This window comes from Kribbella lupini (assembly GCF_039529595.1).
In the GTDB taxonomy this organism is placed as follows: Bacteria; Actinomycetota; Actinomycetes; order Propionibacteriales; family Kribbellaceae; genus Kribbella; species Kribbella lupini.
Genome location: NZ_BAAANC010000003.1, coordinates 949,867 through 971,046 on the forward strand (window position 1 = coordinate 949,867; position 21,180 = coordinate 971,046).

The 21,180-nt window shown below is 69.4% G+C and carries 23 protein-coding genes; 11 read left to right on the plus strand and 12 right to left on the minus strand.

Translation table 11 applies throughout. The features are described 5' to 3' along the window. Positions 1-5: 5 nt before the first annotated feature. Entirely contained in the window at positions 6-761 is a 756-nt protein-coding gene (locus ABD235_RS30675; RefSeq protein WP_344180492.1) for a class I SAM-dependent methyltransferase, read from the plus strand. Here ABD235_RS30675 and ABD235_RS30680 read toward each other — a convergent pair whose 3' ends face one another. Genes ABD235_RS30680 through eno form a run of 5 tightly spaced genes read right to left on the minus strand, consistent with a single transcriptional unit; the run spans position 762 to position 5,138 of the window. Then, the gene (locus ABD235_RS30680; RefSeq protein WP_344180494.1) at positions 762-1,640 is read right to left on the minus strand and encodes an NAD(P)-dependent oxidoreductase; all 879 of its coding nucleotides are present in this window, start codon (positions 1,638-1,640) and stop codon (positions 762-764) included. After that, a complete protein-coding gene (locus ABD235_RS30685; protein WP_425553200.1) occupies positions 1,637-2,779 on the minus strand; it encodes a Ppx/GppA phosphatase family protein in 1,143 nt (380 codons plus the stop codon). Before ABD235_RS30685 ends, ABD235_RS30680 begins: the two co-directional genes overlap by 4 nt. Continuing rightward, positions 2,772-3,254, minus strand: coding sequence for a DUF501 domain-containing protein (locus ABD235_RS30690; RefSeq protein ID WP_344180496.1), 483 nt, complete (start codon positions 3,252-3,254; stop codon positions 2,772-2,774). The genes ABD235_RS30685 and ABD235_RS30690 overlap by 8 nt, the downstream gene beginning before the upstream one ends. Continuing rightward, entirely contained in the window at positions 3,251-3,853 is a 603-nt protein-coding gene (locus tag ABD235_RS30695; protein WP_344180498.1) for an FtsB family cell division protein, read from the minus strand. Before ABD235_RS30695 ends, ABD235_RS30690 begins: the two co-directional genes overlap by 4 nt. Before the next feature lie 4 nt (positions 3,854-3,857). Continuing rightward, complete coding sequence (eno, locus tag ABD235_RS30700; protein ID WP_344180500.1) at positions 3,858-5,138, minus strand: phosphopyruvate hydratase; 1,281 nt, start codon at positions 5,136-5,138, stop codon at positions 3,858-3,860. A gap of 271 nt (positions 5,139-5,409) precedes the next feature. Here eno and ABD235_RS30705 point away from each other — a divergent pair, with 271 nt between their 5' ends. The 6 genes from ABD235_RS30705 to ABD235_RS30730 all read left to right on the plus strand — a co-directional run bounded on the left by ABD235_RS30705 (position 5,410) and on the right by ABD235_RS30730 (position 12,154). Continuing rightward, positions 5,410-5,637 (plus strand): hypothetical protein, encoded by a 228-nt coding sequence (locus tag ABD235_RS30705; RefSeq protein WP_344180502.1) that lies wholly within the window; start codon positions 5,410-5,412, stop codon positions 5,635-5,637. Positions 5,638-5,678: 41 nt separating this feature from the next. Then, a complete protein-coding gene (locus ABD235_RS30710) occupies positions 5,679-6,251 on the plus strand; it encodes a TetR/AcrR family transcriptional regulator (protein WP_344180504.1) in 573 nt (190 codons plus the stop codon). A gap of 280 nt (positions 6,252-6,531) precedes the next feature. Beyond that, positions 6,532-9,318 (plus strand): helix-turn-helix transcriptional regulator, encoded by a 2,787-nt coding sequence (locus tag ABD235_RS30715; protein ID WP_344180506.1) that lies wholly within the window; start codon positions 6,532-6,534, stop codon positions 9,316-9,318. 225 nt (positions 9,319-9,543) lie between these two features. Then, complete coding sequence (locus tag ABD235_RS30720; protein WP_344180508.1) at positions 9,544-10,413, plus strand: alpha/beta fold hydrolase; 870 nt, start codon at positions 9,544-9,546, stop codon at positions 10,411-10,413. A gap of 70 nt (positions 10,414-10,483) precedes the next feature. Then, positions 10,484-11,314, plus strand: a complete 831-nt coding sequence (locus ABD235_RS30725) for an alpha/beta fold hydrolase (protein ID WP_344180510.1) — start codon at positions 10,484-10,486, stop codon at positions 11,312-11,314. Between the two features lie 135 nt (positions 11,315-11,449). Continuing rightward, positions 11,450-12,154, plus strand: a complete 705-nt coding sequence (locus ABD235_RS30730) for an alpha/beta fold hydrolase (protein ID WP_344181344.1) — start codon at positions 11,450-11,452, stop codon at positions 12,152-12,154. A gap of 15 nt (positions 12,155-12,169) precedes the next feature. On the opposite strand, the gene ABD235_RS30735 is transcribed toward ABD235_RS30730, so the two are convergent. Further along, a complete protein-coding gene (locus tag ABD235_RS30735; protein ID WP_344180512.1) occupies positions 12,170-12,925 on the minus strand; it encodes a class I SAM-dependent methyltransferase in 756 nt (251 codons plus the stop codon). A 188-nt stretch (positions 12,926-13,113) separates the two neighbouring features. Here ABD235_RS30735 and ABD235_RS30740 point away from each other — a divergent pair, with 188 nt between their 5' ends. Beyond that, the gene (locus ABD235_RS30740) at positions 13,114-13,755 is read left to right on the plus strand and encodes a hypothetical protein (RefSeq protein ID WP_344180514.1); all 642 of its coding nucleotides are present in this window, start codon (positions 13,114-13,116) and stop codon (positions 13,753-13,755) included. Positions 13,756-14,037: 282 nt separating this feature from the next. Here ABD235_RS30740 and ABD235_RS30745 read toward each other — a convergent pair whose 3' ends face one another. The 3 genes from ABD235_RS30745 to sigJ all read right to left on the minus strand — a co-directional run bounded on the left by ABD235_RS30745 (position 14,038) and on the right by sigJ (position 17,327). Beyond that, entirely contained in the window at positions 14,038-15,255 is a 1,218-nt protein-coding gene (locus ABD235_RS30745; RefSeq protein ID WP_344180516.1) for an alpha/beta hydrolase family protein, read from the minus strand. After that, on the minus strand, positions 15,252-16,349 hold the full coding sequence (locus tag ABD235_RS30750; RefSeq protein WP_344180518.1) for a hypothetical protein: 1,098 nt from the start codon (positions 16,347-16,349) through the stop codon (positions 15,252-15,254). The genes ABD235_RS30745 and ABD235_RS30750 overlap by 4 nt, the downstream gene beginning before the upstream one ends. Before the next feature lie 75 nt (positions 16,350-16,424). Then, positions 16,425-17,327, minus strand: coding sequence for an RNA polymerase sigma factor SigJ (gene sigJ / locus ABD235_RS30755; RefSeq protein WP_344180520.1), 903 nt, complete (start codon positions 17,325-17,327; stop codon positions 16,425-16,427). Between the two features lie 90 nt (positions 17,328-17,417). On the opposite strand from sigJ, the gene ABD235_RS30760 reads away from it, so the two are divergent. Beyond that, positions 17,418-18,164: an SDR family oxidoreductase gene (locus ABD235_RS30760; RefSeq protein WP_344180522.1), complete on the plus strand. Its 747-nt coding sequence runs from the start codon at positions 17,418-17,420 to the stop codon at positions 18,162-18,164. A 61-nt stretch (positions 18,165-18,225) separates the two neighbouring features. Further along, complete coding sequence (locus ABD235_RS30765) at positions 18,226-19,047, plus strand: NAD-dependent epimerase/dehydratase family protein (protein ID WP_344180524.1); 822 nt, start codon at positions 18,226-18,228, stop codon at positions 19,045-19,047. 45 nt (positions 19,048-19,092) lie between these two features. Here the strand turns inward: ABD235_RS30765 and ABD235_RS30770 are convergent, their stop codons facing one another. Then, positions 19,093-19,491, minus strand: a complete 399-nt coding sequence (locus ABD235_RS30770) for a cupin domain-containing protein (protein ID WP_344180526.1) — start codon at positions 19,489-19,491, stop codon at positions 19,093-19,095. Next, a complete protein-coding gene (locus ABD235_RS30775; RefSeq protein WP_344180528.1) occupies positions 19,484-19,999 on the minus strand; it encodes a copper resistance CopC family protein in 516 nt (171 codons plus the stop codon). The genes ABD235_RS30770 and ABD235_RS30775 overlap by 8 nt, the downstream gene beginning before the upstream one ends. Positions 20,000-20,194: 195 nt before the next feature. Between ABD235_RS30775 and ABD235_RS30780 the strand changes: the two genes are divergently transcribed. After that, positions 20,195-20,635: a hypothetical protein gene (locus ABD235_RS30780; RefSeq protein WP_344180530.1), complete on the plus strand. Its 441-nt coding sequence runs from the start codon at positions 20,195-20,197 to the stop codon at positions 20,633-20,635. Positions 20,636-20,654: 19 nt separating this feature from the next. Here ABD235_RS30780 and ABD235_RS30785 read toward each other — a convergent pair whose 3' ends face one another. Further along, on the minus strand, positions 20,655-21,134 hold the full coding sequence (locus tag ABD235_RS30785) for a VOC family protein (RefSeq protein WP_344180533.1): 480 nt from the start codon (positions 21,132-21,134) through the stop codon (positions 20,655-20,657). Positions 21,135-21,180 lie beyond the last annotated feature (46 nt).

The following is a 21,180-nucleotide window of genomic DNA, read 5'->3' on the forward strand; positions in this document are numbered from 1 at the left end:
GCCGCGTGGATCAAGAGGTCGCACGGAACAGAGCCGTTTGGGAGCAGGCGTCTCAGAAGCACGTCCGCGAGTACGACGAACTGCTCGCGCAGGCCGCGCGGCGCGAGTCGCTGAACGCCGACGAGCTGAGACTGCTCGAGCCGGTACTGCGGACGCGGCCTGACGTCGTGCACCTGCAGAGCGGGCACGGGCTGGACGACATCGACCTGATCGCCGCGGGAGCGCGTCGGGTGGTCGCGGTCGATTACAGCGTCACCGCGGCGACGGCGGCGCAACGGCGGGCGCGGGAGCTCGGCGTACCGGCGTACTACGTGGCGGCTGAAGTGCCTGGCGTGCCTTTGACGCCGGGCCTGGCTGATCTTGTCTACACGGGCAAGGGCGCGCTGATCTGGATGCGGGACATCGACGCGTGGGCGCGGGGAGTCGCGACGCTGTTGAAGCCTGGTGGGCACTTGTTCGTGTACGAGGCGCATCCGGCGGTGCCGCTGTGGGTGTGGGACGAGGAGCAGGCCGGGATTCGGCCCGATCGCAGCTACTTCGCGGAGTCGCACGTCAACGACACGTTCCCGGCGAACGGCGCGCAGGAGTGGCAGTGGACGCTCGGGCAGATCGTCACGGCGGTGGTCGCGGCGGGGCTGGAGGTGCGCGTGCTCGAGGAGTATCCGGAGCCGTTCTGGAAGCCTGACGGGCAGGAAGCGGCTGTCTGGGGAGGCCGACTGCCGAACTCGTTCGCCTTGCTGGCCAGGAAGACGCAGGGCTGACTACGCCTGCCGGCGAGGGTCGGACAAGCGGGTGCCGGCTTGTTCTTCGAGCCAGGCAGGGCCGAGAAGTTCGCCGTTGATCGGGCCGAAGTGGTCGAGGGCGGCGCGGTGGACCTCGGCGACAGCGGTGGTGATGGGGTGCGGCAGGCCCGGCGGGGCGGCGTGCTCGACGGCGTCGAGCTCCTCGACGCAGCGGTCGAGGCCGAAGTCGGGCAGGTAGTTGCCGGCCAGGAGCGCGGGCAGGTGGCGCTCGGCGAACGCGCTGTCACCGGCGCTGCCCTTCAGGATTTCGGCGAAGGCGGCCGGGGACTGGCCGTGGTGCTGGGCCAGCAGGAGGGCCTCGGTGGTGAGCGTGGCTTGGCCGAACCACAGCAGGTTGATCAGGAGCTTGGTGAGGTAACCGGTGCCGTGGTCGCCGGTGTGGTGGATGGTGGTGGCGAAGGTCCGGAGGATGGGCATGGCCGAGGCCAGTACGTCGGGGTCGCCGCCGGCGTACAGGGTGAGGGTGCCTGAGCGCATGCCTTCGATGCCTCCGCCGAGCGGGGATTCGAGGTACGAGATCCCTGCGGCCGCGGCGGCCTGGGCTGCGGTCTTGCCGAGCTCGGGCGATGCGCTGGTGAGGTCGATCCACAGCGTGCCGGGACGCAGCTGGGTGAGAAAGGGGCCCTGGACAAGGGCTTCCAACTCAGGCGTGCCGGAGACGACGGTCAGGACGACCTCGGCTACGGCGAGGTCCGGGGACCAGCGCGCGCCGGCCGCCTCGACGGCTGGGCGGCGGTCAGGGCGGATGTCGGTACCGACAACTTCGTAGCCTGCGGCAACCAATCGCTCGATCAGCGGAATGCCGATCCGGCCGGCCCCGACGACCGCGACCGTCATCCGCGGCCGAGGGCCAGGGCGACGCCGTCGAGGATGTCGTGCTCGGAGACGACGACCTCGTCGCGGGTCAGCGTGAGCCGGTCGTACAGGCGTTGCAGGATCAGCGCGCCGGCGCCGATCACGTCGACCCGGCCGGGGTGGATGGCCGGTTCGACCATGCGCTGGACGCGGGTCGAGCCCATCAGCCAGGACGTGGTGTCGAGCAGCAGCGGGCCCTCGATCCGGGCGTGGTGGATGACCGCGGGGTCGTACTCGGTGAGCTTCAGCGCCACGGCCGCGACCGTCGTGACGGTCCCCGCGACGCCGATCAAAGTGCGGGCCTGATGCAACGGAACCGTGGTGGCGTCGAGCAGGTCGTCGACGTCCTTGGTCGCCGCGGCCATCTCGGGGATCGTCGACGGGTCGGACGGAAGGTGCCGCTCGGTCATCCGGACCGAGCCCATGTCGAGCGACTGGGCCGCGATCACGCCGGACTCGTCGCCGAGGACGAGCTCGGTGGAGCCGCCCCCGATGTCTGCGACGAGGTACGGGCCCGGTACGTCGAGGTCGGCGAGCCCGGCGGTCGCGCCCTGGAAGCTGAGCGCTGCCTCCTCGTCGCCGGAGATGATGTCGGGGTCGACGCCGAAGCGTTCGCGGATGCCGGCGAAGAACTCGTCGCGATTGCTCACGTCGCGCGCAGCCGACGTCGCGACGAAGCGGATCCGCTCGACGCCTGCCCGGCGTACGAGCGCTGCGTACTCGTCGGAGGCGGCGAAGGCCCGCTCGAGAGCTTCGGGGGCGAAGGCGCCGGTGGAGTCGACGCCCTGTCCGAGCCGTACGACGGTCATCCGGCGGTCGAGCTCGGTGAGCTTGCCGTCGGCAACGTCCGCGATCAGCAGGCGCAGGGAATTGGTGCCGCAGTCAACGGCCGCGACGCGGACGGCACCGGCCGCCGGGGCCGGGAAGTCGGCGTCGGGGGTCCGGCCCATGGCCTCGGCCGAGCCGATCACGTCGGGCTGGCCGGACAGGTCCTCCGGAAGGACCGGCGAGGTCGGCGTACCGGAGGCGCTCGGTGGGGCGGCCGACGACGTGATGGCGGCTCCGCCGGCGAGCTCCGGGGAATCCTCTGACTCCGGCGTCTCCCCCGGCTGGTCAGACACAGGGCCCCCGACGACCCCAGTCCTCCAGGGCCTTCAACGCCTCGTCGCCCAGCGGGTTCACACCGGGCCCGGCGGCCAGCGAGTGGCCGATCAGCACGTGCAGGCACTTGACCCGCGTCGGCATGCCGCCCGCGGTGATCCCGGCGATCTCCTCGACGTGCTCGATCGACTCCCGGTGCGCCAGGTACGACTCGTGCGCGGCCCGGTACGACGCCGCCAGCTCCTCGTCCGTGCCGAGGCGCTCGGTCATCTCCTTCATCATGCCCTCGGCCTCGAGCGTGCCGATCGCGGACGCGAGCCGCGGGCACGTCACGTAGTACGTCGTCGGGAACGGCGTACCGTCCGGCAGCCGCGGCTCGGTCTCGACCACGTCGGGCAGACCACACGAGCAGCGGTGCGCGATGGAACGGATGCCACGCGCCGCACGCCCCAGCTGGGCGCTGACGGCGGCGGTGTCTTCGGGGGTGACGCTCAACGATTGGCCTTCGGGGTGAGGATGGGTTTCGGGGTCGGCTTCACGGTCGGCGGCTTCGCCGGTACGGCGGGCTTGCCGGCGCCTTCGACGCTCCCCCAGAGCTTGGTGTACCAGGTCGGCTTCTGCTCGTCGGCCTCGGCGTCGGCCGGACCGACGGGCTCCGGCGGGGCTCCGATCGGTTTGCCGTCCGCGCCGATCACCCGGTACCCCACCTCACCCGGCATCACCCAGCCGAGCCGCTGCCGGGCCTGCGCCCGGACGTACGCGTCGTCGTCCCAGCGGGCGATCTCGTCGTTCAGCTGGTCGACGCGCTTCTCGCGGTCGCGGATCTCCTGCTGCAGCGCGGTGATCTGCTGGTGCTGGTCGAACCAGACCCGCAGGCTCTGCGCGTACGAAACGATCAGCGCGCCGAGCACGAGCAGGACCACCGCGGCCCTGCCCGTCAGGTTGCGCGAACCGCGCGTCCTGGGCGGCGGGGGCGGTGCTCCCGCCGTACGGCGTTTGGGCTGGGTGCCGTCCCGCCGGACCGGTGGCCGCGACTGGGTCCGGCTCGACGGACGCGAGCCGGGCCGGGCACCGGGATCCCGGCGGGACGACATCAGATCAGCCCTGGAACCGCGGGAAGGCCGAGCGGCCGGCGTACCGGGCCGCGTCGTCCAGCTCCTCCTCGATCCGGAGCAGCTGGTTGTACTTCGCGGTCCGGTCCGAGCGCGCCGGGGCGCCGGACTTGATCTGGCCGCAGTTGGTCGCGACGGCGAGGTCGGCGATCGTGGTGTCCTCGGTCTCGCCGGAGCGGTGCGACATCATGCAGGTGAAGCCGTTGCGGTGCGCCAGGTCGACGGCGTCCAGGGTCTCGCTGAGCGAGCCGATCTGGTTGACCTTGACCAGCAGCGAGTTCGCCGACTTCTCGGTGATGCCGCGCTGCAGCCGCTCGACGTTGGTGACGAACAGGTCGTCGCCGACGATCTGGATCTTGTCGCCGAGCTGGGCGCTGAGGCTCTTCCAGCCCTCCCAGTCGTCCTCGTTCAGCGGGTCCTCGATCGACACGATCGGGTACGACGCCACCAGGTCGGCGTAGTACGCGATCATCTCGTCGGCCGACTTCTTGCCGCCCTCGAAGGCGTACACGCCATCGGTGTGGAACTCGCTCGCCGCGACGTCCATCGCCAGCGCGATGTCGGTGCCGAGCTTCAGGCCGGTCTTCTCGACCGCGACGGCGATCAGGTCGAGCGCCTCACGGTTGCTGCCCAGGTTCGGCGCGAAACCGCCCTCGTCGCCGAGGCCGGTAGACAGCCCGCGCTCCTTCAGGACCGCCTTCAGCGCGTGGTAGACGCCCGCGCCCTGCATCAGCGCCTCGGCGTACGTCGCCGCGCCGATCGGGGCGATCATGAACTCCTGCACGTCGACGTTGCTGTCGGCGTGCGCACCGCCGTTCAGGATGTTCATCATCGGGACCGGCAGGACGTGCGCGTTCGGGCCGCCGACGTACCGGAACAGCGGCAGGCCGGCCGAGTCGGCGGCGGCCTTGGCGACCGCCAGGCTGACGCCGAGGATGGCGTTCGCGCCGAGCTTGGCCTTGTTCGGGGTGCCGTCCAGGTCGAGCAGGGCCTGGTCGATCAGGCGCTGCTCGTGCACGTCGTACCCGACGATCTCCTTGTCGATGTCCTCCAGGATGGCGGTGACGGCCTTGAGGACGCCCTTACCGCCGTACCGGGACTTGTCGCCGTCGCGAAGCTCGACGGCCTCGAACTGACCGGTGGACGCGCCGGACGGCACTGCGGCCCGGGCGACGGTGTCGTCGTCGAGCAGTACCTCGACCTCGACAGTGGGGTTCCCGCGCGAGTCGAGGATCTCGCGGGCGCCGACGGCCTCAATGGTGGCCACATCTACTCCCAAGTCTTCAGATGACGGATCACCGCCGAGCCTAACGGTCAGACCAGCAGACAGGGTGGACCGCGTCACCTCTTACGATCCCACCCCCTCGACTGCTGCCCCGTCAGCAACACACCTTTACCTCCTTCCCACGCGCGCTCCGCAGCCTTCCGTCGCTGCGCTCCTCCAGACGGCCGCTGGCGTACGAGCACAGCGTCGGATGCTCCTGGTTGATCGGCCGGACCTGGGATGGTCCGACCCCCGCTCCAGCTACAACTCCGGTATGCGCAACTACCTGACGACAAAGGCTCCATGGTGGCTTCTCGTGCTGATCAACGGCGGCTTGTTCTTCGCCGTCACTCTGATCGGCAGAGCGCTGGCTCCCTCGTTCTTCCCGGCTGCGTTCCCTCAAGCTGTGATCAGCAGTGTCATCTTCGGCGTCTTCATCGCCACCTTGACCGCCGGGGCGCGTCGCGGCCGTCGGGGCTCAGCACCGACTGACCAGAACTGACGAACAGGGCACCGATCGGCGGTTGCCGGTATGTTGGCGGCGTGACGCGCGGGAATGTGCGGAGTCGGATCGTCGATCACGCCGAGGACGTGTTCCGGCGTCAGGGCTTCAGCGCGGCCAGCATCCAGGACCTCACCGATGCCGCCGACGTGCCCAAGGGGTCCTTCTACAACCACTTCCAGACCAAGGCCGAGCTGGCCGCGGAGATCATCGACCGCTACGTGAACGCCACCGACGTGACAATGCTCGGTCAGCAGGGTCTGCCGGTGATCGACCGCTTGCGCAATCATTTCGCCGGCCAGGCGTGGCGGACGATGGCGACCGGCCTGGAGTTCGGCTGCCTGCTGGCGACGCTCGCGGCGGAGTCGCCGGCGGGCGGCGACTACCTCCGCAAGGCGGTCGAACAGTCGCTGGCGAAGTGGACGAGTGCCGTCACGGCAGCGATCTCCGAGGGCCAGGCAGCGGGCGAGGTGACAACCCGGCGTCCCGCGGCCGACCTGGCGGCCTTCCTGATCGACTCGTTCGAGGGCGGCGCGTTGCGAACCAAGGTGACGGGTGACGCGACGGCACTGGTCCGGCACCTGGAGATCGCGCTCGACGCCCTGCGCCCGTAACCACTCCTCGAAACAGCGGATCCGGGGCGGTCAGAGGTGAGCCGACCGATGACATCGCGCGCCCACGGCACGGCAAAATCTCGCCAACCAAGTCAAACGGTCGTACTCATCGACGACCTTGTGACCAGCGTGAAACGAGTGATTCGAGCGCGAAACCTGGAAATACCGCTATCCGTACGCTGTTGACCAATCCAAGTCGGACGGTCATATCATGCATCGCATGAGGCAGGGCCGGCGCGATGCCTTGCTCGGCGTAGCCGGCTGACGGGAGTTCGACTCGGTGGACGACAGTGGTCTTTTCGCACCCGGCGCCGGCGACTCGCTGGTCGGGCGCGACGCCGAGCTCGATCGCATCCGCGGTTTCCTTGCCGACCCGGAGCGCGGTGGAGCTCTGCTGCTGTCCGGCCACGCGGGCGTGGGCAAGACGGTGCTGCTCAATGCTGTGGCCGATGCCGTGCGCTCCACCGGATCACGAGTTCTGCGGGCGGCCGGCGTGGAGTTCGAGGCCGACGTGAGCTACTCCGGCCTCAACCAGATTCTGCTGCCCCTCTACGAGACGTTCGACGAGCTCGACCGTGCGCACGCCGACGCCCTGCGGATCGCCCTGGGCTTCGGCAGCGGCCCAGCGCCGGAGCGGCTGGTCGTGTCCAGCGCGACCCTGATGGTGCTCCGCCACGCGGCTCAGACGGACCCGCTGCTGCTGGTGGTCGACGATCTGCCCTGGCTCGATCGAGCCAGCGCCGCCGTACTGGGCTTCGTGGCCCGACGGCTCAACGGCACCCGGGTCACCTTTCTCGGTGCGATGCGCTCGGGCAGCGAGACGTTCTTCCACCGCGGCGGCCTGCCGGAGTACGAGGTGCCGCCGTTGGACACGGCGTCCGCGCTGGCCTTGCTCGGCACCCGGTTCCCGACCTTGGCCCCGTCGGTACGCCGACGACTGCTGTCGGTGGCCGAGGGCAATCCGCTGGCCCTGCTCGAACTGCCTGCGGCATTGACCGGCCAGCAGCGCCTGGCACTGGAGGGCCTTCCCGCCGTGCTCCCGCTCACCCAACGTCTCCAAGTGCTGTTCGTGTCCCGGGTGTCCGCCCTGCCGCTCGACGTACGGCGGCTGTTGCTGCTCGCGACGCTGGAAGGAACCGGCGATCTCGGGATCCTGAGGGCCTCGGCCCGGCAGGCCGGCTACCTCACCGACCTCGATGATCTCGCTCCGGCCGAGCAGGACGGTCTGGTGGCGTTCGACGACGGGACCCGGCGGCTCGTCTTCCGGCATCCTCTGATCCGCTCGGCCGTGGTGGAGGCCTGCACGAGCGCGGACCGCCGGGCGGCCCATCGCGCTCTGGCCGAGGTGCTGGCCGGCGAGTCCGAGCGCCGGGCCTGGCATCTCGGCGAGGCCGCGGTCGGGCCGGACGAGGAGGTGGCCGCGCTGCTGGAGCAGGCCGCGCGGTGCGTCGCGGCCCGGGGGGACGCGGTAGGGGCAGTGGCGGCACTGGTCCGGGCGGCTGACCTGAGCCCTCGGGACGCGGACCGCGCTCGCCGGCTCGCCGAAGCCGCCTACATAGGCGCCGACGCGACCGGGGAGCTCAGCGGCGCCTCGGAACTGCTCGCGAGCGCCCGCCGCGCCGATCCCGGCCTGCGGCAGTCTCCGCACGCCACCGCCGCGACCGTGTACCTGATCATCAACGGCGACGGGGACATCGACACCGCCCACCGGCTCCTGACCGGTTGCATCGAATCCGGCGCACATCGCTACGACGCCAAGGATCCCGCTCTCGTCGACGCGCTCCACCTGCTGTTGCTGCTGTGCTTCTTCGGTGGGCGGGCGGAGCTCTGGGCGCCCTTCTACGCGGCCCTGAAACGCCTCCGTCCGGAGCCGCCCGCGTTGCTCTCGGTGGCGGCGATGACTTTCTCCGATCCGGCCCGTTCAGGTACCGCGGCCCTGCCCCAGTTGGAGTCGGTACTCCGCGGCGTCCAGGAGGAGACGGACCCGGGTCGGATCGTCCGGGCCGGTCCAGCGGCGCTGTACGCCGATCGGATGGCTGACCTGCGGGAGCCGTCGTGGCGGGTCGTGCGGCAGGGGCGCGACGGTGGTCCGGCGCGCCGGCACATCAGCGCGATGGTGCACCTGTGCCTGGACGACTACCTCACCGGCCGGTGGGACGAGTGCATCGATCTGGCCGACGAGGGCACCCAGCTGTGCCAGGACTCGGGCTACCACTTCTTCACCTGGTACTTCTCGTACTGCCGCGCCGCGGTCGCGGCGGCCCGTGGCGACGACGAGCTCGCCGACAGCCTCACCGACGACATCGTCCGGTGGGCCACACCCCGCGGAGTCGGCGCAGCTGTGCACTTCGCGCGACACGCGCGTACGGTCGCCGCGGTCGGACGCGGTGATTTCGAGCGTGCCTACCGCCAGGCGACGGCGATCAGCGCGGCGGGCACGTTCGCCTCCCACGCCCCGCACGCGTTGTGGGTGGCCTTCGACGTGGTCGAGGCCGCGGTGCGAACCGACCGCCACACCGAGGCGGCAGCCCATGTCCGTGCCATGGCCGAGGCCGACCTCGCGTCGCTGTCCCCGCGGCTCGGCCTGCTCGCCGGCGGCGCGGCGGCGATCTGCGCCGCCGACGACGAGGACGCGGTGAAGATGTTCGAGGCGTCGCTGGCGGCGCCGGGGCTCGATCGGTGGCCGTTCGATCTGGCCCGGGTGCGCCTGGCCCACGGGGAACGGCTTCGACGAGCCCGCGCGAACAGCGAGTGCCGGGAGCCGCTCGGCTTGGCGCAGAAGGCGTTCGCCGGACTCGGCGCGCACGCGTGGGAGGCACGGGCCACGAAGGAGCTTCGGGCCGGCGGATGGACCGAAGCCGCATCGACTCCGGCCGGTGGAGTGCTGACGGCCCAGGAGTGGGAGGTCGCCGATCTCGCGGCGTCCGGCTTGACCAACAAGCAGATCGCGGAGCGGCTGTACCTCTCTCACAGGACCGTCGGCGCGCATCTGTACCAGATCTTCCCCAAGCTCGGCGTCACGACGAGGGCGGCTCTTCGCGACGCGCTCGCGGCCATGAAGCACTGAGACTGGCCGGCGCGGCGCCTGTCGGCGTCGTACCTGTCGGATCAGTCTCGCCGACATCCGTTCCGGGTGCGTAAGTCGAATGACTGCGCTTCCCGTCGTCGCGGCTCGCCACCAGCGATGGACATCCGACAGATGCCGGCGCCGACCGATCAGGTTGAGGCTTTGACTATCCGCGGAGGAGGTCTGACTTCCCCGCTTCCCCTGTACCACCGGAAAGAGGCACCAATGTCACGACGCCGCACCTTGAAAGCCGCCGTTGTCCTCACCATCGGGACCGCGCTGGCCGCCGCCACCTTCGGCAGCTTCGCCGAGGGCGCACCGTCTTCGGACAAGAGCCCGAAGCCCTCTTGGGACCCGACCCCGAAGCCCACCGTCGTCCTCGTCAACGGCGCCTGGTCCGACGCGGCCAGCTGGAGCGGCGTCATCAAGCGCCTGCGCGCGGACGGCTACCCCGTCGTGGCACCGCCGACCGGCCTGCGCAGCCTGTCCGACGACTCGGCCTACCTGGCCTCGTTCCTCAAGACCATCCAGGGTCCGGTCGTTCTGGCCGGTCAGTCCTACGGCGGGTCGGTCATCACCAACGCCGCGACGGGCAACAGCAGCGTCAAGGCGCTGGTCTACATCTCCGCCTTCGCACCGGACGCCGGCGAAAGCGCCGCCGACCTGACCGCGAAGTTCCCCGGCACCCACATCACCACCGATCCCGCCGCGCAAGTTCCCACTGCCCTCACGCCGGTCCCGTACACACTGGCCAACGGCAGCACGGGCATCGACCTCTACGCGAAGGCCGCTCAGTACTCGGACGTCTTCCTGAGCAACCGGGTCAGCAGCGAGACCGCCGCCACGCTCGCCGCCACCCAGAGCCCCATCGCCACGACCGGCCTGTTCGAGGCGTCCGGGCCGCCGGCGTGGAAATCCGTCCCGTCCTGGTTCCTGATCTCCAAGGACGACCACCTGATCCCGCCGGCCACCCAGCGCTTCATGGCCGCCCGCGCCGGCGGTCACACCGTGGAGGCGGACACTCCCCACGCGGCGCAGGTGACCGACCCCGGCGTCGTCACCACGCTGATCGAGCGGGCCGCATCCTCGCGTTGAGGCCGCTCTCCCCGCCGCGGACCCGAGAAGCGCGGAATCCGCCGCGCAGAAAAGAAAAGCAGACATGGCAATGAGTTATCGCAACGTGCCGACCAGGACCGTGGACGTCGACGGGACCCCGTTCGCCTATCGCGAGCTGGGCCCGACGACCGGCGTCCCGCTGGTGTTCCTCAACCACATCACCGCCGTACTGGACGACTGGGACCCCGCGGTGGTCGACGGCCTCGCGGCCGAACGACGCGTGATCCTGGTCGATCTGCGGGGAGTCGGCGGCTCCGGCGGCGTCACGCCCGACAACTTCGAGGCGATGGCCGCCGACACGGTCGCCTTCGCGGCGTCGCTCGGGCTGGAGACCGTTGACCTGCTGGGCTTCTCGCTGGGCGGCATGGTCGCCCAGGTGGTCGTCCAGCAACGGCCCGATCTGGTCCGCCGGATCATCCTTGCCGGAACCACTCCCGCCGGCGACGAAGGTCCTGCCGTCTGGGGCTCCGTGCTGCAGGACGCCTTCGCCAAGGCAGATGCCCAGGGCAAGCACCCCAAGCAGTTCCTGTTCTTCTCGCCGACGCCGGCCAGCCAGGCCGCCGGAGACGCTTTCCTCGCCCGCCTGGACGAACGGACCGAGGACCGCGACACCCCCGTCACCAACGAGACGATCGGTGCCCAGCTGACCGCGGCCGCGAAGTGGCAGCAGGGCACCTCGGCGGACGGGCTGTCCCAGGTGGACAAGCCGGTGCTGGTCGTCAACGGCGACGACGACATCATGGCCCCGACCAGCAGCTCGTTCCAGCTCGCCCGACGTCTGCCCGGGTCCCAGCTGGCCATCTACCCGGACGCCGGCCACGGCGGCATCTTCCAGTACCACACGCTGTTCGTACGGCAGGTGCTCGACTTCCTGGCCTGAGGCCCCTCTCCGTACGCCGGGTCGGTCGCACCTGCCGACCCGGCGTACATCCTGCACATCCTCGACACCTCGGACCAGCCGAGGTGTCGAGGATGGCGCTTCCGATTGAAGGAGCTCTCTGTGGATTTCGTGTTGGTGCACGGCGGATGGCAAGGCGGATGGTGCTGGGACGGCGTGGCCGAGCACCTGCGCGCCGGGGCTCACCACGTGTTCGCCCCCACGCTGCGCGGCTTGGAAGAGGGGGACGTCTCCCGGTCCGGCGTGGACCTCACCGCGATCGGGGAGGGCCTGATCGACGCCATCAAGCAGCAGGACCTGGAAGACATGGTGCTGGTCGGCCACAGCGGGGGCGGCCCGGTGGTCCAGTACGCGGCAGACCGGCTCGCCGAGAAGACGCGGCGGGTCGTCTTCGTCGACGCCTGGGTCCTGCATGACGGGGAAGCCATCCACGACGTGCTGCCGAAGCCCCTGGTCGAACACGACCGAGAGGCCGTCAGGCACAGCGCGGACCGTACCCTGACGATGGACCCGAACGTGTGGACCGAGCGCCTGATGAACGGCGCGACGCCGGAAGAACTCGCGGCGGTTGTCGACCGACTGGTCCCCACTCCGTTCGGCTGGCTCTCCGAGCCGGTCCGCCTTCCGCGCTTCTGGAGCGCCGGCCTCCCGTCCAGCTACGTCTTCCTGCGCGACGACAACGCCGTGCCACGCGAGCTCTACCACCAGATGGCGGCCCGCCTGCGAGAGCCCCGCATCGTGGAATGCGACGGCCCGCACGAGGCCATGCTGACTCATCCCGAAGAGGTCGCCCGCGCCCTGGTGATCGCAGGACGCGACTGACGACGTGGCCGATGCTCATTCGCGCACTGCGACCACCTTGTATCCGCTTCCGTCGGGGTCGAAGGTGAGGTCATGGGTCGTCAGCCCGACGGCCTGGAGTTGCTTGGTCAGTTCGTCGTACCGGAATGGCCAGATGGACAGGCGCTCGGAGCCGCTGATGACGGTCCCGTCCGGCTCGATCTGTGCGACGACGATCTGCAGGTGGTGTTCCTGTTCCCAGGTCGCTGCGATCTCCCACTGGTACATGACGACGGCATCGCGGCCGTTGCGTCGTACGAGTCGGTCCCACACGTCGGTTCGTGTGCCGGCGTCTCGGATGCTTTCCCACGTGCGTGAGGTGAGCACCAGTCGGCCGCCGGGTTTGAGCAGCCGTGCCATGGAGGCCAGCGCGGACTGCCGACCGGATGCTCCTTCGGCATGTCCTAGTGAGTTGCCCACGCAGAACACAGCGTCGAACGTCGAGGCATCGAGGTGGTCGGGCAGTTCGTCCCACGGAGCCTCGAACGCGTTGAGCGAAACGCCCTCCTGATCAGCCAGTTCTTGGGTTCGGCGGACCATTCCAGGGCTGGCGTCCGACGCAACGACGTCGAGGTCAAGGGCAGCGAGGCCGACTGCGAGCTGGCCGGTTCCGCATGCGCAGTCGAGGACGCGCGCCCCGGGCGGCAGGGACCTGACGAGGTCACCGACGGCGCTGACTGCGCCGTCCGGCGTCAACTTCTGGTCCGGAATCAGCCATTCGTACACGTCGGTGAGTGCCCTGTAGCCAGCCATCACGACCTCTGCTCATAGGTGTTGGTGTCAACGAGTGAAACACCCGCGCCGCGCCACGACTACTCAGTTTTCTCAGATTGACGAACGCCGCCGATGCAGAAAACTGTGAGGAGACCCGCACTGCTGCGCCGGCTTCGGCCGTGCGACATGGAATTCCGCGCGACCCAAGGAGCCGTTAGCGTCGGTTCATGACGATCTGGCGGTCGGCCGATACCTGGCGGCGTGTGGCGCAGAAGCAGTTGCGGCGTAGTCAGGCCGCCGTCGCGACGCGGAACTGGCGGGTCGCCACGGTCGCCAACCAGCGGGCGCAGGTGGCGATCGAACGTGCGGCCGCGGCGTCGGAGCTGACGTCGAAGGACGAGCAGGTGCTGGCGTCGTTGCACTACGACCTGACCGAGATCCACAGCGTCGGCGGTCACCTGTACGCCGCGGTGGAGCAGGCGGAGAAGGCCTGGCAGCTCTACCACCGGCTCGACCGGGCGGGTGGTGATCCGGCGAAGGTGCGCAACCTCGGAGCCGAGGACGAGCAGGCCGTTGCGCATGCGGCGGACGCGCTGGCGCGGCTCGCCCGGCTCAGGGCGATGCGGCTGGTGCAATCGCGGCAGCTGGCCGAGGAGTACAGCCAATCCTCCGGCCACTACCAGGAGATCGGCGGCCAGCCACTGAGCCCGGCCGATGTCCAGGAGCGGGCCTGGGTTCGCGAGCACGCCGAGCTGGCCGTCACCATCTACGAACGACTGACACGGATCAGCGCCCGGTACGGCGACCCGGACCTCGCCCGCGTCCGCAGCGGCCGCGACCGAGCCCTGGCTGCGTTGCGCGAACTCTGAGCCACGACGCCCCGGCGTACTCCAGCAGATCGTCGGCCGTCCAGATCTAGCCGACCCCGAGTCGGCGGTGTGGAATCGGGACGACTCCAGAAGGTTCCTGACGATGCCCTGAAACAAGACCCGGCCTGGCCGGCTCTTACTTCTCCGACAGCGGTTAGCGGCGGAAGGAGGAGCATGGGTGAGCCGGACGGTTACGTCGAGTTCGTGGCGTACCGCGGGACGCAGTTGTTTCGGATGGCGTACCTGCTCACGGGTGAGCGAGAACGCATGGGGTCGCCTGAACTACCTGCGCCGGTGGCGGTCGAGCCAGGCGATGACGTCGTCGGCGGCCCCGCCTTCGCTGCGGGGAGCGAGGACCGAGTAGTGGTCTTCGCCGGGGTAGAGCTTGAAGTCGGCAACGGTTCCGGCAGCTCGTGCGTTGCGGACCGCCTGCTGGGTGATCGCCTTCTTGATCGACGGGTCGTCGGACCCCTGGACCAGCAGCATGGGCGCCGGGGTGTTGCCCCTGGGAACGCTCTGCTCGTCCAGCCAGCCCTGCAGCCGGAGGGCAGCGGCCGAGTTCTGCGGGTCGAACTGGTAGTCGTTCAGCTCCGTGCCCAGGTCCTTGTTGAAGTCGTTCCAGATCTGGTCGGTGCACTCCTCGGTGGCCTTCGGCAACATCTTCAGCGCCTGCCGGCCCAGGTAGTCGTCGTACCGCAGCTCGGGGTGCACCGTCTTCAGGCCGTGCAGCGCCAGCAGGTAGAACCCTCGATCGACGATGCTCGGCGATCCGTACCCGTAGGCCTGCCCGACGTTCGTCACCGGGGCCAGCCCGACGGTTCCCCGGAAGTCCAGGCCTCTGCCGTAGGTTCCGGCGAGTTCACCGGCCGCGATGGCGGCGTGCCCGCCTTGCGAGTGCCCGACGTCGAAGTACGACGTCGACAACGACGGTTCGGCCTGTACGGCGGCGCGGACCGCGTCGATCACGCCGCGCGCTTCGCTGTCGGCCACGATGTACGGGTGCTCGCCCTCGGTGCCGAGGCCCTCGTAGTCGGTCGCGGTCACCGCGTAGCCGGCCTCGAGCAGCTGCGCGACGAAGCCGCCGTACCCGAACAGGTCGACCTTGCCGTCCTTGTTCGGCGCGGTCGACGGAGCGCAGCGGTCGATGATGCCACTCGACCCGTGGGCCCAGGAAACGACCGGCCAGCCGTGTTTCGGCGCCCGGCCCTTCGGTGTGAACAACGCGCCGCTGACCACGACCTCACGACCGTTCAGGGATCGGGAGTGGTACGTGATCCGGTCCGCCCGAGCGGACGCCGCCGCCAGCACCGGGTCGAGATTGCCGATCCGCTGTGCGGACAACAGCCTTCCTGAAGTCTGGACTTGGTCGACCGGCTGCCGTTCTTCGATCGCGACGGTGGCCTCGGCGTCGTGGTGGACCGTGAGCGGCACCGCCCCGGCCAGTACTGCGACGATCGAAACCCCGATCGCTACGCGACGCGTTGCCGTACTGCGCTTCATCGTTGTGCCTCCTGAACGTTCGTTCGCGCGTGCCCGAAGTACATGAGCTCCCAGATCGCTTCGTCGCTGAACGACTCCACGAGGGTCGGTCCCGACCATCGTTCGACCGTGAGCTCGCCGACGAAGCGCAGGTAGGCCCCGTCGAACCGGACGAGTCGTGCAGCGAGCTTCCGGACGCCCTTCATCTGCTCGACGAAGGTGTTCGCCACGAGATCGCGCTGCCGGGTGAAGGTCACGACGTACCGATCAGCGCCGTCGATGTACTCGTACGACGTGACGTTCGCGACCGGCTTGCCGGTCTTCGGATCGGTGTGGACCTCCGTCGCGCGGAAGTGCACGAGCTTCGCGTCGTCGGCGACGATCTGCCCGTCCCGGGCGAGCATGAAGATCGGGATCGGCTCGTACCCGTACTTCTCGTGCGAGGTAATGTAGGACGCGATCACCGAATAGGGGCCTGCCTGGCCTCGCGCCCAGTACCAGTCGTTGATGATCGACGTCATCGCGACGTTGCCCCAGTTGTGGTCGTGGTAGCCGATGCCCGTCACCTCCGTGCGGACACCGTCAACCGCGTAGGAACCGTTGACCACGCCCTGCGGCACGGCAGGAAGCCAGGAGAACTCCCGATCGCGCTTCTCGCCGAACACCAGGTAGCCGGTCGCCGGCCGCCACGGGCGGATCTGCGCGTCCAGGATCACGTTCACCTTGACGTTGTCGATCTCCACGTCGATCTCGTAGTGGGCCAGGTCGCCGGCCAGGCGATTCCGGCCGATCCGCACGTCCGCGTGGTCCGCGGCGGCGGAGAAGGAGCCGACCGGGTAGTCACGGATGAAGTTCAGACTGCGGCCGTCCGGGAGATCGAGGTTCATCCGGATCATCGGACTCAGCGGCTTCCTGGGCGCGGAGAGGTCCTTGGTCATGAAGATCACGACGAGCTTGGCGCCGTTGTCGAGATGCGCGTCGAAGTACCACCACTCGTAGGTGCCGCTGCGGCCATCGGTGCGGGCAGCGTCTTCCCACAGGGCGATCTCGTCTCGGCTGATGCCGATCCGCCGGTAGTCGTCGTCCTGACGCGCAATGGTTGCTGGGTGGGCCACGGGCTTCCTCCAATCGCGGCGCACTGTGAAGCGCCGTCGAGGAAGAGGACCGGACACCGCGGCGGAATGTGAGGTTCAGTTCCACAAGGTGAGCTTGTACGGGTTCATCATCAGCCGTACGTCGGTCACGAACCCCGCCACGACGTCGAGCGTGACGACGCCGATGATGCGCCCGTCGTCCCACAGCGCGAACCCGAGACCGTCGGGGGTCTGCTGGTCCAGGACCGTGGCGTTCGGGTTCTTCGTCAGCGCACCGAACAGGAACCGTGCCACCTTGTCGGCACCGAGGACCGGATGCCGCGCCGCGCTGACGAAGCCGCCTCCGTCGGAGCGCAGCACCACCTCGGGGTCGAGGAACGAGACCAGCCCGGCGAGGTCGCCCGTCCGCGCCGCGGCCGCGAACGCTCGGACCACCTCGTCGTGCTCTGCCCGCGACACGCGACGGCTACGGCTCTCCTGCACGCGTCGCCGGGCCGAGGTGGCGAGCTGGCGGCACGCTGCCGGCGTACGGCCGACGACCTCGGCGATCTCGGCGAAGGGCACGGCGAACACGTCGTGCAGGACGAACGAAACCCGTTCGGCCGGTGTCATGGATTCCAGTACGACGAGCAGGGCGGTGCTGATCGTGTCGTCGAGAGTGACGCGCTCGAGCGGGTCCTCGGCCGTGTCCGTCGCGGCCGGGAACGCGTACGCCGGCACAGGTTCCGGAAGCCACGGGCCGACGTACCGTTCATGACGTCGCCGGGCGGAGGCGAGGACGTTCAAGCACACCCGGCTCGCGACGCGAGTCAGCCACGCCCTCGGCACCTCGATCGCGTCGCGCTCCTGCTCGCTGAGCCGGTACCACCTGATGTAGGTCTCCTGCACCGCGTCCTCGGCCTCGGCGACCGTGCCGAGCATCCGGAACGCCAAGGACACCAGGTGGCGCCGCTCGCTCAGCATCTCGGCGTGCAGGGCGTCGCGCTCTTCGGGGGTCATCTCGTCCTCCTTTTCCCCATCTGACCAGGCGGCGGGCCGATGTGTGAGGCCGAACCTCACATCCGAACCTCCTGCGCGGTCCTGGAGGACATGAAGATCGTAATCGCCGGTGCGACCGGCTCGCTGGGAACCGAGGTCGTCGACGCGGTGCGCGCCGCCGGCCACGAATCCGTCCCGATCAGCCGTGACTCGGCCGCCGACCTGATCAGCGGCTCCGGGTTGGTGACAGCGCTGCGCGGTGCGTCCGCGGTCATCGACGCGTCCGCGACCAGCAGCACGTCCGCGAAGAGATCGATCGGCTTCTTCACCACGGTCACCCGGAACCTGCTGGCCGCCGAACGCGAGGCCGGGGTGCCTCATCACGTCGCGATCTCCGTCATCGGCGCGGCGAAGCTCAACGCGAACTACTACGCGGGCAAGGCCGCCCAGGAAGCGATCCTGCACGCCACGTCCGGTGGCTGGTCGCTGCTGCGGACGACGCAGTTCCACGAGTTCGTCGAGCAACTCGTTGCTCATGGCAAGGTCGGCCCGTTCCAGGCCGTTCCGAGGATGCGTTCGCAGCCGATCGCGGCGGCCGAGGTCGCCGCCGAACTCGTCGCGATCGCCTCCGGCGAACCTCAAGGGCTGACACCCGAGCTCGCCGGTCCACAGGAGGAGCGGATGGGCGACCTCGTACGGCGCTACCTCGCCGCCACCGCCCGGCGCCGGCCGGTCGTCGAACTCTCGATCCCCGGGGCCTGGGGCCGCGGGATGCGGGACGGCTCCCTGCTCCCGAAGGCAGGGACCCGTCTGGGACGTCAGACCTTCGACGAATGGCTCTCCGCGCGGACCAGCTGACCTCGCAACTCCACTTCACCGCCCAACCGTTCGCTGAATCTCACCTGACAAGGAATCACCGATGCGCATCTTCCTGGCCGGCGGCTCCGGCCTGATCGGAAGCCGACTGATACCGAAGCTCGCCGCCGCGGGTCACGAGGTCCGCGCGACGACCCGTCGCGCCGAGAACCTCGACTATCTCGGCGACCTGGGCGCGGAGGGCGTCGTGGTCGACGTGTACGACGCCCCACACCTGACGGCTGTCGTCGCCGAGGCCGCACCCGATCTCGTACTGCACGAGCTGACCGACCTGAGCGACTTCGACACCGAAGCCAATGCGCGTCTCCGGCGAGCGGGAACCGCGAACCTGGTCGCCGCGGCGCAAGCCGCCGGCGTCGAGCGCATGATGGTCCAGAGCGTCGCCTGGGCGTACGAGGACGGCAGCGCACCGGCCGTCGAGGACGACCCCGTCCAACCCGGCTCACCCATCGCGACGATGGAAGCCCTCGTCGGCGGCATGCCTCATGCGACCATGCTGCGGTACGGCATGCTCTACGGCCCCGGAACCTGGTACGCACCGGGGGCCCGCATGGCGAACGCCGTGACAGCCGGCCTCGTCCCGGCCACCGCGGCGATCACCTCGTTCGTCCACGTCGAGGACGTGATTGCCGCGACCGTGCAGGCCGTCGACTGGCCCGACGGTGCGTACAACATCGTCGACGACGAGCCGGCCGCGGCCACGCAGTGGCTCCCCGTGTTCGCCGCCGGGCTCGGTGCTCCCCGGCCGACGGTCGCCGATGTGCCGGAAGGCGCCTCGCGGGGTCGAGGCGCCTCCAACGCCAAAGCCCGCGCCGCGGGCTGGAACCCCAGCTACCCCACCTGGCGCGAGGGTTTCCCGCACTGACGACGAAGGCGGGAGTACGGCGTACTGCCGTGCTCCCGCCGTCTGTCACGCCTCGGGGCGCGGATGCCGCAGATGCGCTCGCTCCTCCAGTTCTTCGGCGCTCACGTAGGTGAGCATCTCCTGGCCCGGCGCGCAGACCATGACGGCAACGAAGACGGTTCGGCCGTCGGCAAGGTTGTTCGCCGCCTGGTAGTGGACGACATCGCCGCCCGGCTCCCAGAACGCCTCCCCGGCGCGGATCACCCGTTCCGGCTCGCCTTCGAGCTCGAAGATCAGCTCACCCACGAGGAGATAGCCGAAGACCGGGCCGGAATGCCGGTGCGGTGGTGAACCCGCCGAACCGGGTTCCAGCTCGATGGTGACCGTCATGACGTGCGACGGGCCGAAGCCCCGTTCGAGGTCGGCCTGATCCAACAGGCGGATGGTGGCAGCAGATTCAGCCATTTCCGATACTCCGTTCTGGTTGAGTGCGGCGGGACCGCCGCCCGTAGACAGTGACGAGTCCGTACGCCATGAAGGCGAGAAGCCCACCGAGAACCGTGAAGACGCTCACGCGGACCCAGAACGCTGCGTCGGCAGTCAGCACCGCGTTCAGGGGGTTGGTGTCTTCCGCGGCGCCGACGGTGAAGCTGACGACGCCGGACATCGGAGCTCCGTCGAAGGAGACGACGCTCCAACGAATCTCGTACCGGCCGTCGGGAAGACCGGGCCTCACCGGGGACGAGACGTACATGTCCTCCACGGCCGCCGGCCCGGCAGTCCAATCGGTGCCTTGGTCGTCGGCCAGGACGACGCTTGCGTCGACGTCTTCGACCGGTGCCACGAACGCCAACTCGATCCGAGCCGGCATCGTCGCAAGGTGCTCGCCGGCGCGGGGCGTGCTGGACTCCAGCGGGCTGTGCGCCCACGCACCTGGGGCGGGGAGCAGTACGGCGAAGATGATGGTGGCCACCGGCCCCCACCTGAGGCGTCTGTGGATCAGGCTCGCTGCGTACATCTGGTCCCCCTCACGCTGACTCGTCGCGCTGTCACCGGTCATGACCGCGTAGTCGGCCCGGATGTGAGGTCGCGCTGACGTGCGTCCTCACGAATCGAGGCCCTGCACGGTCATGTCCAGCAGCGCGGTACAGACCGAAGGAGAAACCTCATGACCGTCTTCATCAGGATCGGGCTCGCCATCCTGTTCCTCGACGAACTCGTGGTCGGCGCGTGGAACGCGATCAGTCCCGAGACGTTCTACCGCCACTTCCCGACCGTCGACCTGACCCCACCGTTCAGCGAGCACTACGCCCGGGACTTCGGCGGCGCGACCCTTGGCATCGCGCTGCTCCTAGGCATCGCCGTCGTCAAGCCGAGGGCGCAGGCGGTGATCCCCGCCGTACTCGCCTTCTCGATCTTCTCGGTGCCGCACTTCGCGTACCACGTCGCCCACCTCGAAGGCGCGACGGTCGGTGAAGCGATCGCCCTCACCGCCGCAAACGCCACCGTGGCCCTGCTCGGCATCGCGATCATCCTCGCCACGACCGCACGCGACCGCGGCCTCCAGCAGCGGCAGACCAACACCACTTCGGCACAGTCGGCTCAATGAGGTTCGATCTTCGGGCCCTTCAGTCCAGCTCCAGGCGCGGTGTCGTGTAGAAGCTGGGCGCCCCGTCAGGCCCGAACTCAACACCGGTGAACGGTTCGTGCTCGCCGAACGGGGAGAGGATCCGGATCACCGTGCCGTCGGGGTCCGGTACGTCGAGTTGCACGCCGCCGCCCGGGCCGCGGTCGAGCAGCGGGCCGTGGTCCACGTCGAGTTCATCGAAACGCTCGGCCAAGGCCCGCAACACGTCGACGGACGGTACGCCGAGGCTGACGACGTCGAAGCCCGACAGGGACGGCTCGCCGGCCACCGTGTCGAGCCGCCGCAGGCCGACGAGGAACCGCTCGGCGTCATCGGTCAGGACCGCCCCGGTGACGACGCCGTGCTCGCCAAACTCCCACGCCAGGCGCAGCCCGAACACCCGCCGGTACCAGTTGACGCTGCGCCGGAGATCCGTCACCGGGATCTTCACCTGCAAGATGCACTCGAACCCCAGGTCCATGACGCATTCCCCTCGAAGTCGGCCTGCCCCGAGCATGACCGCAACC

Excerpts from the sequence above, each read along its gene's own strand:
- ABD235_RS30680 (WP_344180494.1), bottom strand. The coding sequence starts at position 1,640 with ATGACGGTCGCGGTCGTCGGGGCCGGCCGGATCGGCATTCCGCTGATC.
- ABD235_RS30695 (WP_344180498.1), bottom strand. The coding sequence starts at position 3,853 with ATGTCGTCCCGCCGGGATCCCGGTGCCCGGCCCGGCTCGCGTCCGTCG.
- ABD235_RS30705 (WP_344180502.1), top strand. The coding sequence starts at position 5,410 with ATGCGCAACTACCTGACGACAAAGGCTCCATGGTGGCTTCTCGTGCTG.
- ABD235_RS30720 (WP_344180508.1), top strand. The coding sequence starts at position 9,544 with ATGTCACGACGCCGCACCTTGAAAGCCGCCGTTGTCCTCACCATCGGG.
- ABD235_RS30725 (WP_344180510.1), top strand. The coding sequence starts at position 10,484 with ATGAGTTATCGCAACGTGCCGACCAGGACCGTGGACGTCGACGGGACC.
- ABD235_RS30735 (WP_344180512.1), bottom strand. The coding sequence starts at position 12,925 with ATGGCTGGCTACAGGGCACTCACCGACGTGTACGAATGGCTGATTCCG.
- ABD235_RS30740 (WP_344180514.1), top strand. The coding sequence starts at position 13,114 with ATGACGATCTGGCGGTCGGCCGATACCTGGCGGCGTGTGGCGCAGAAG.
- ABD235_RS30745 (WP_344180516.1), bottom strand. The coding sequence starts at position 15,255 with ATGAAGCGCAGTACGGCAACGCGTCGCGTAGCGATCGGGGTTTCGATC.
- sigJ (WP_344180520.1), bottom strand. The coding sequence starts at position 17,327 with ATGACCCCCGAAGAGCGCGACGCCCTGCACGCCGAGATGCTGAGCGAG.
- ABD235_RS30760 (WP_344180522.1), top strand. The coding sequence starts at position 17,418 with ATGAAGATCGTAATCGCCGGTGCGACCGGCTCGCTGGGAACCGAGGTC.
- ABD235_RS30765 (WP_344180524.1), top strand. The coding sequence starts at position 18,226 with ATGCGCATCTTCCTGGCCGGCGGCTCCGGCCTGATCGGAAGCCGACTG.
- ABD235_RS30770 (WP_344180526.1), bottom strand. The coding sequence starts at position 19,491 with ATGGCTGAATCTGCTGCCACCATCCGCCTGTTGGATCAGGCCGACCTC.
- ABD235_RS30780 (WP_344180530.1), top strand. The coding sequence starts at position 20,195 with ATGACCGTCTTCATCAGGATCGGGCTCGCCATCCTGTTCCTCGACGAA.
- ABD235_RS30785 (WP_344180533.1), bottom strand. The coding sequence starts at position 21,134 with ATGGACCTGGGGTTCGAGTGCATCTTGCAGGTGAAGATCCCGGTGACG.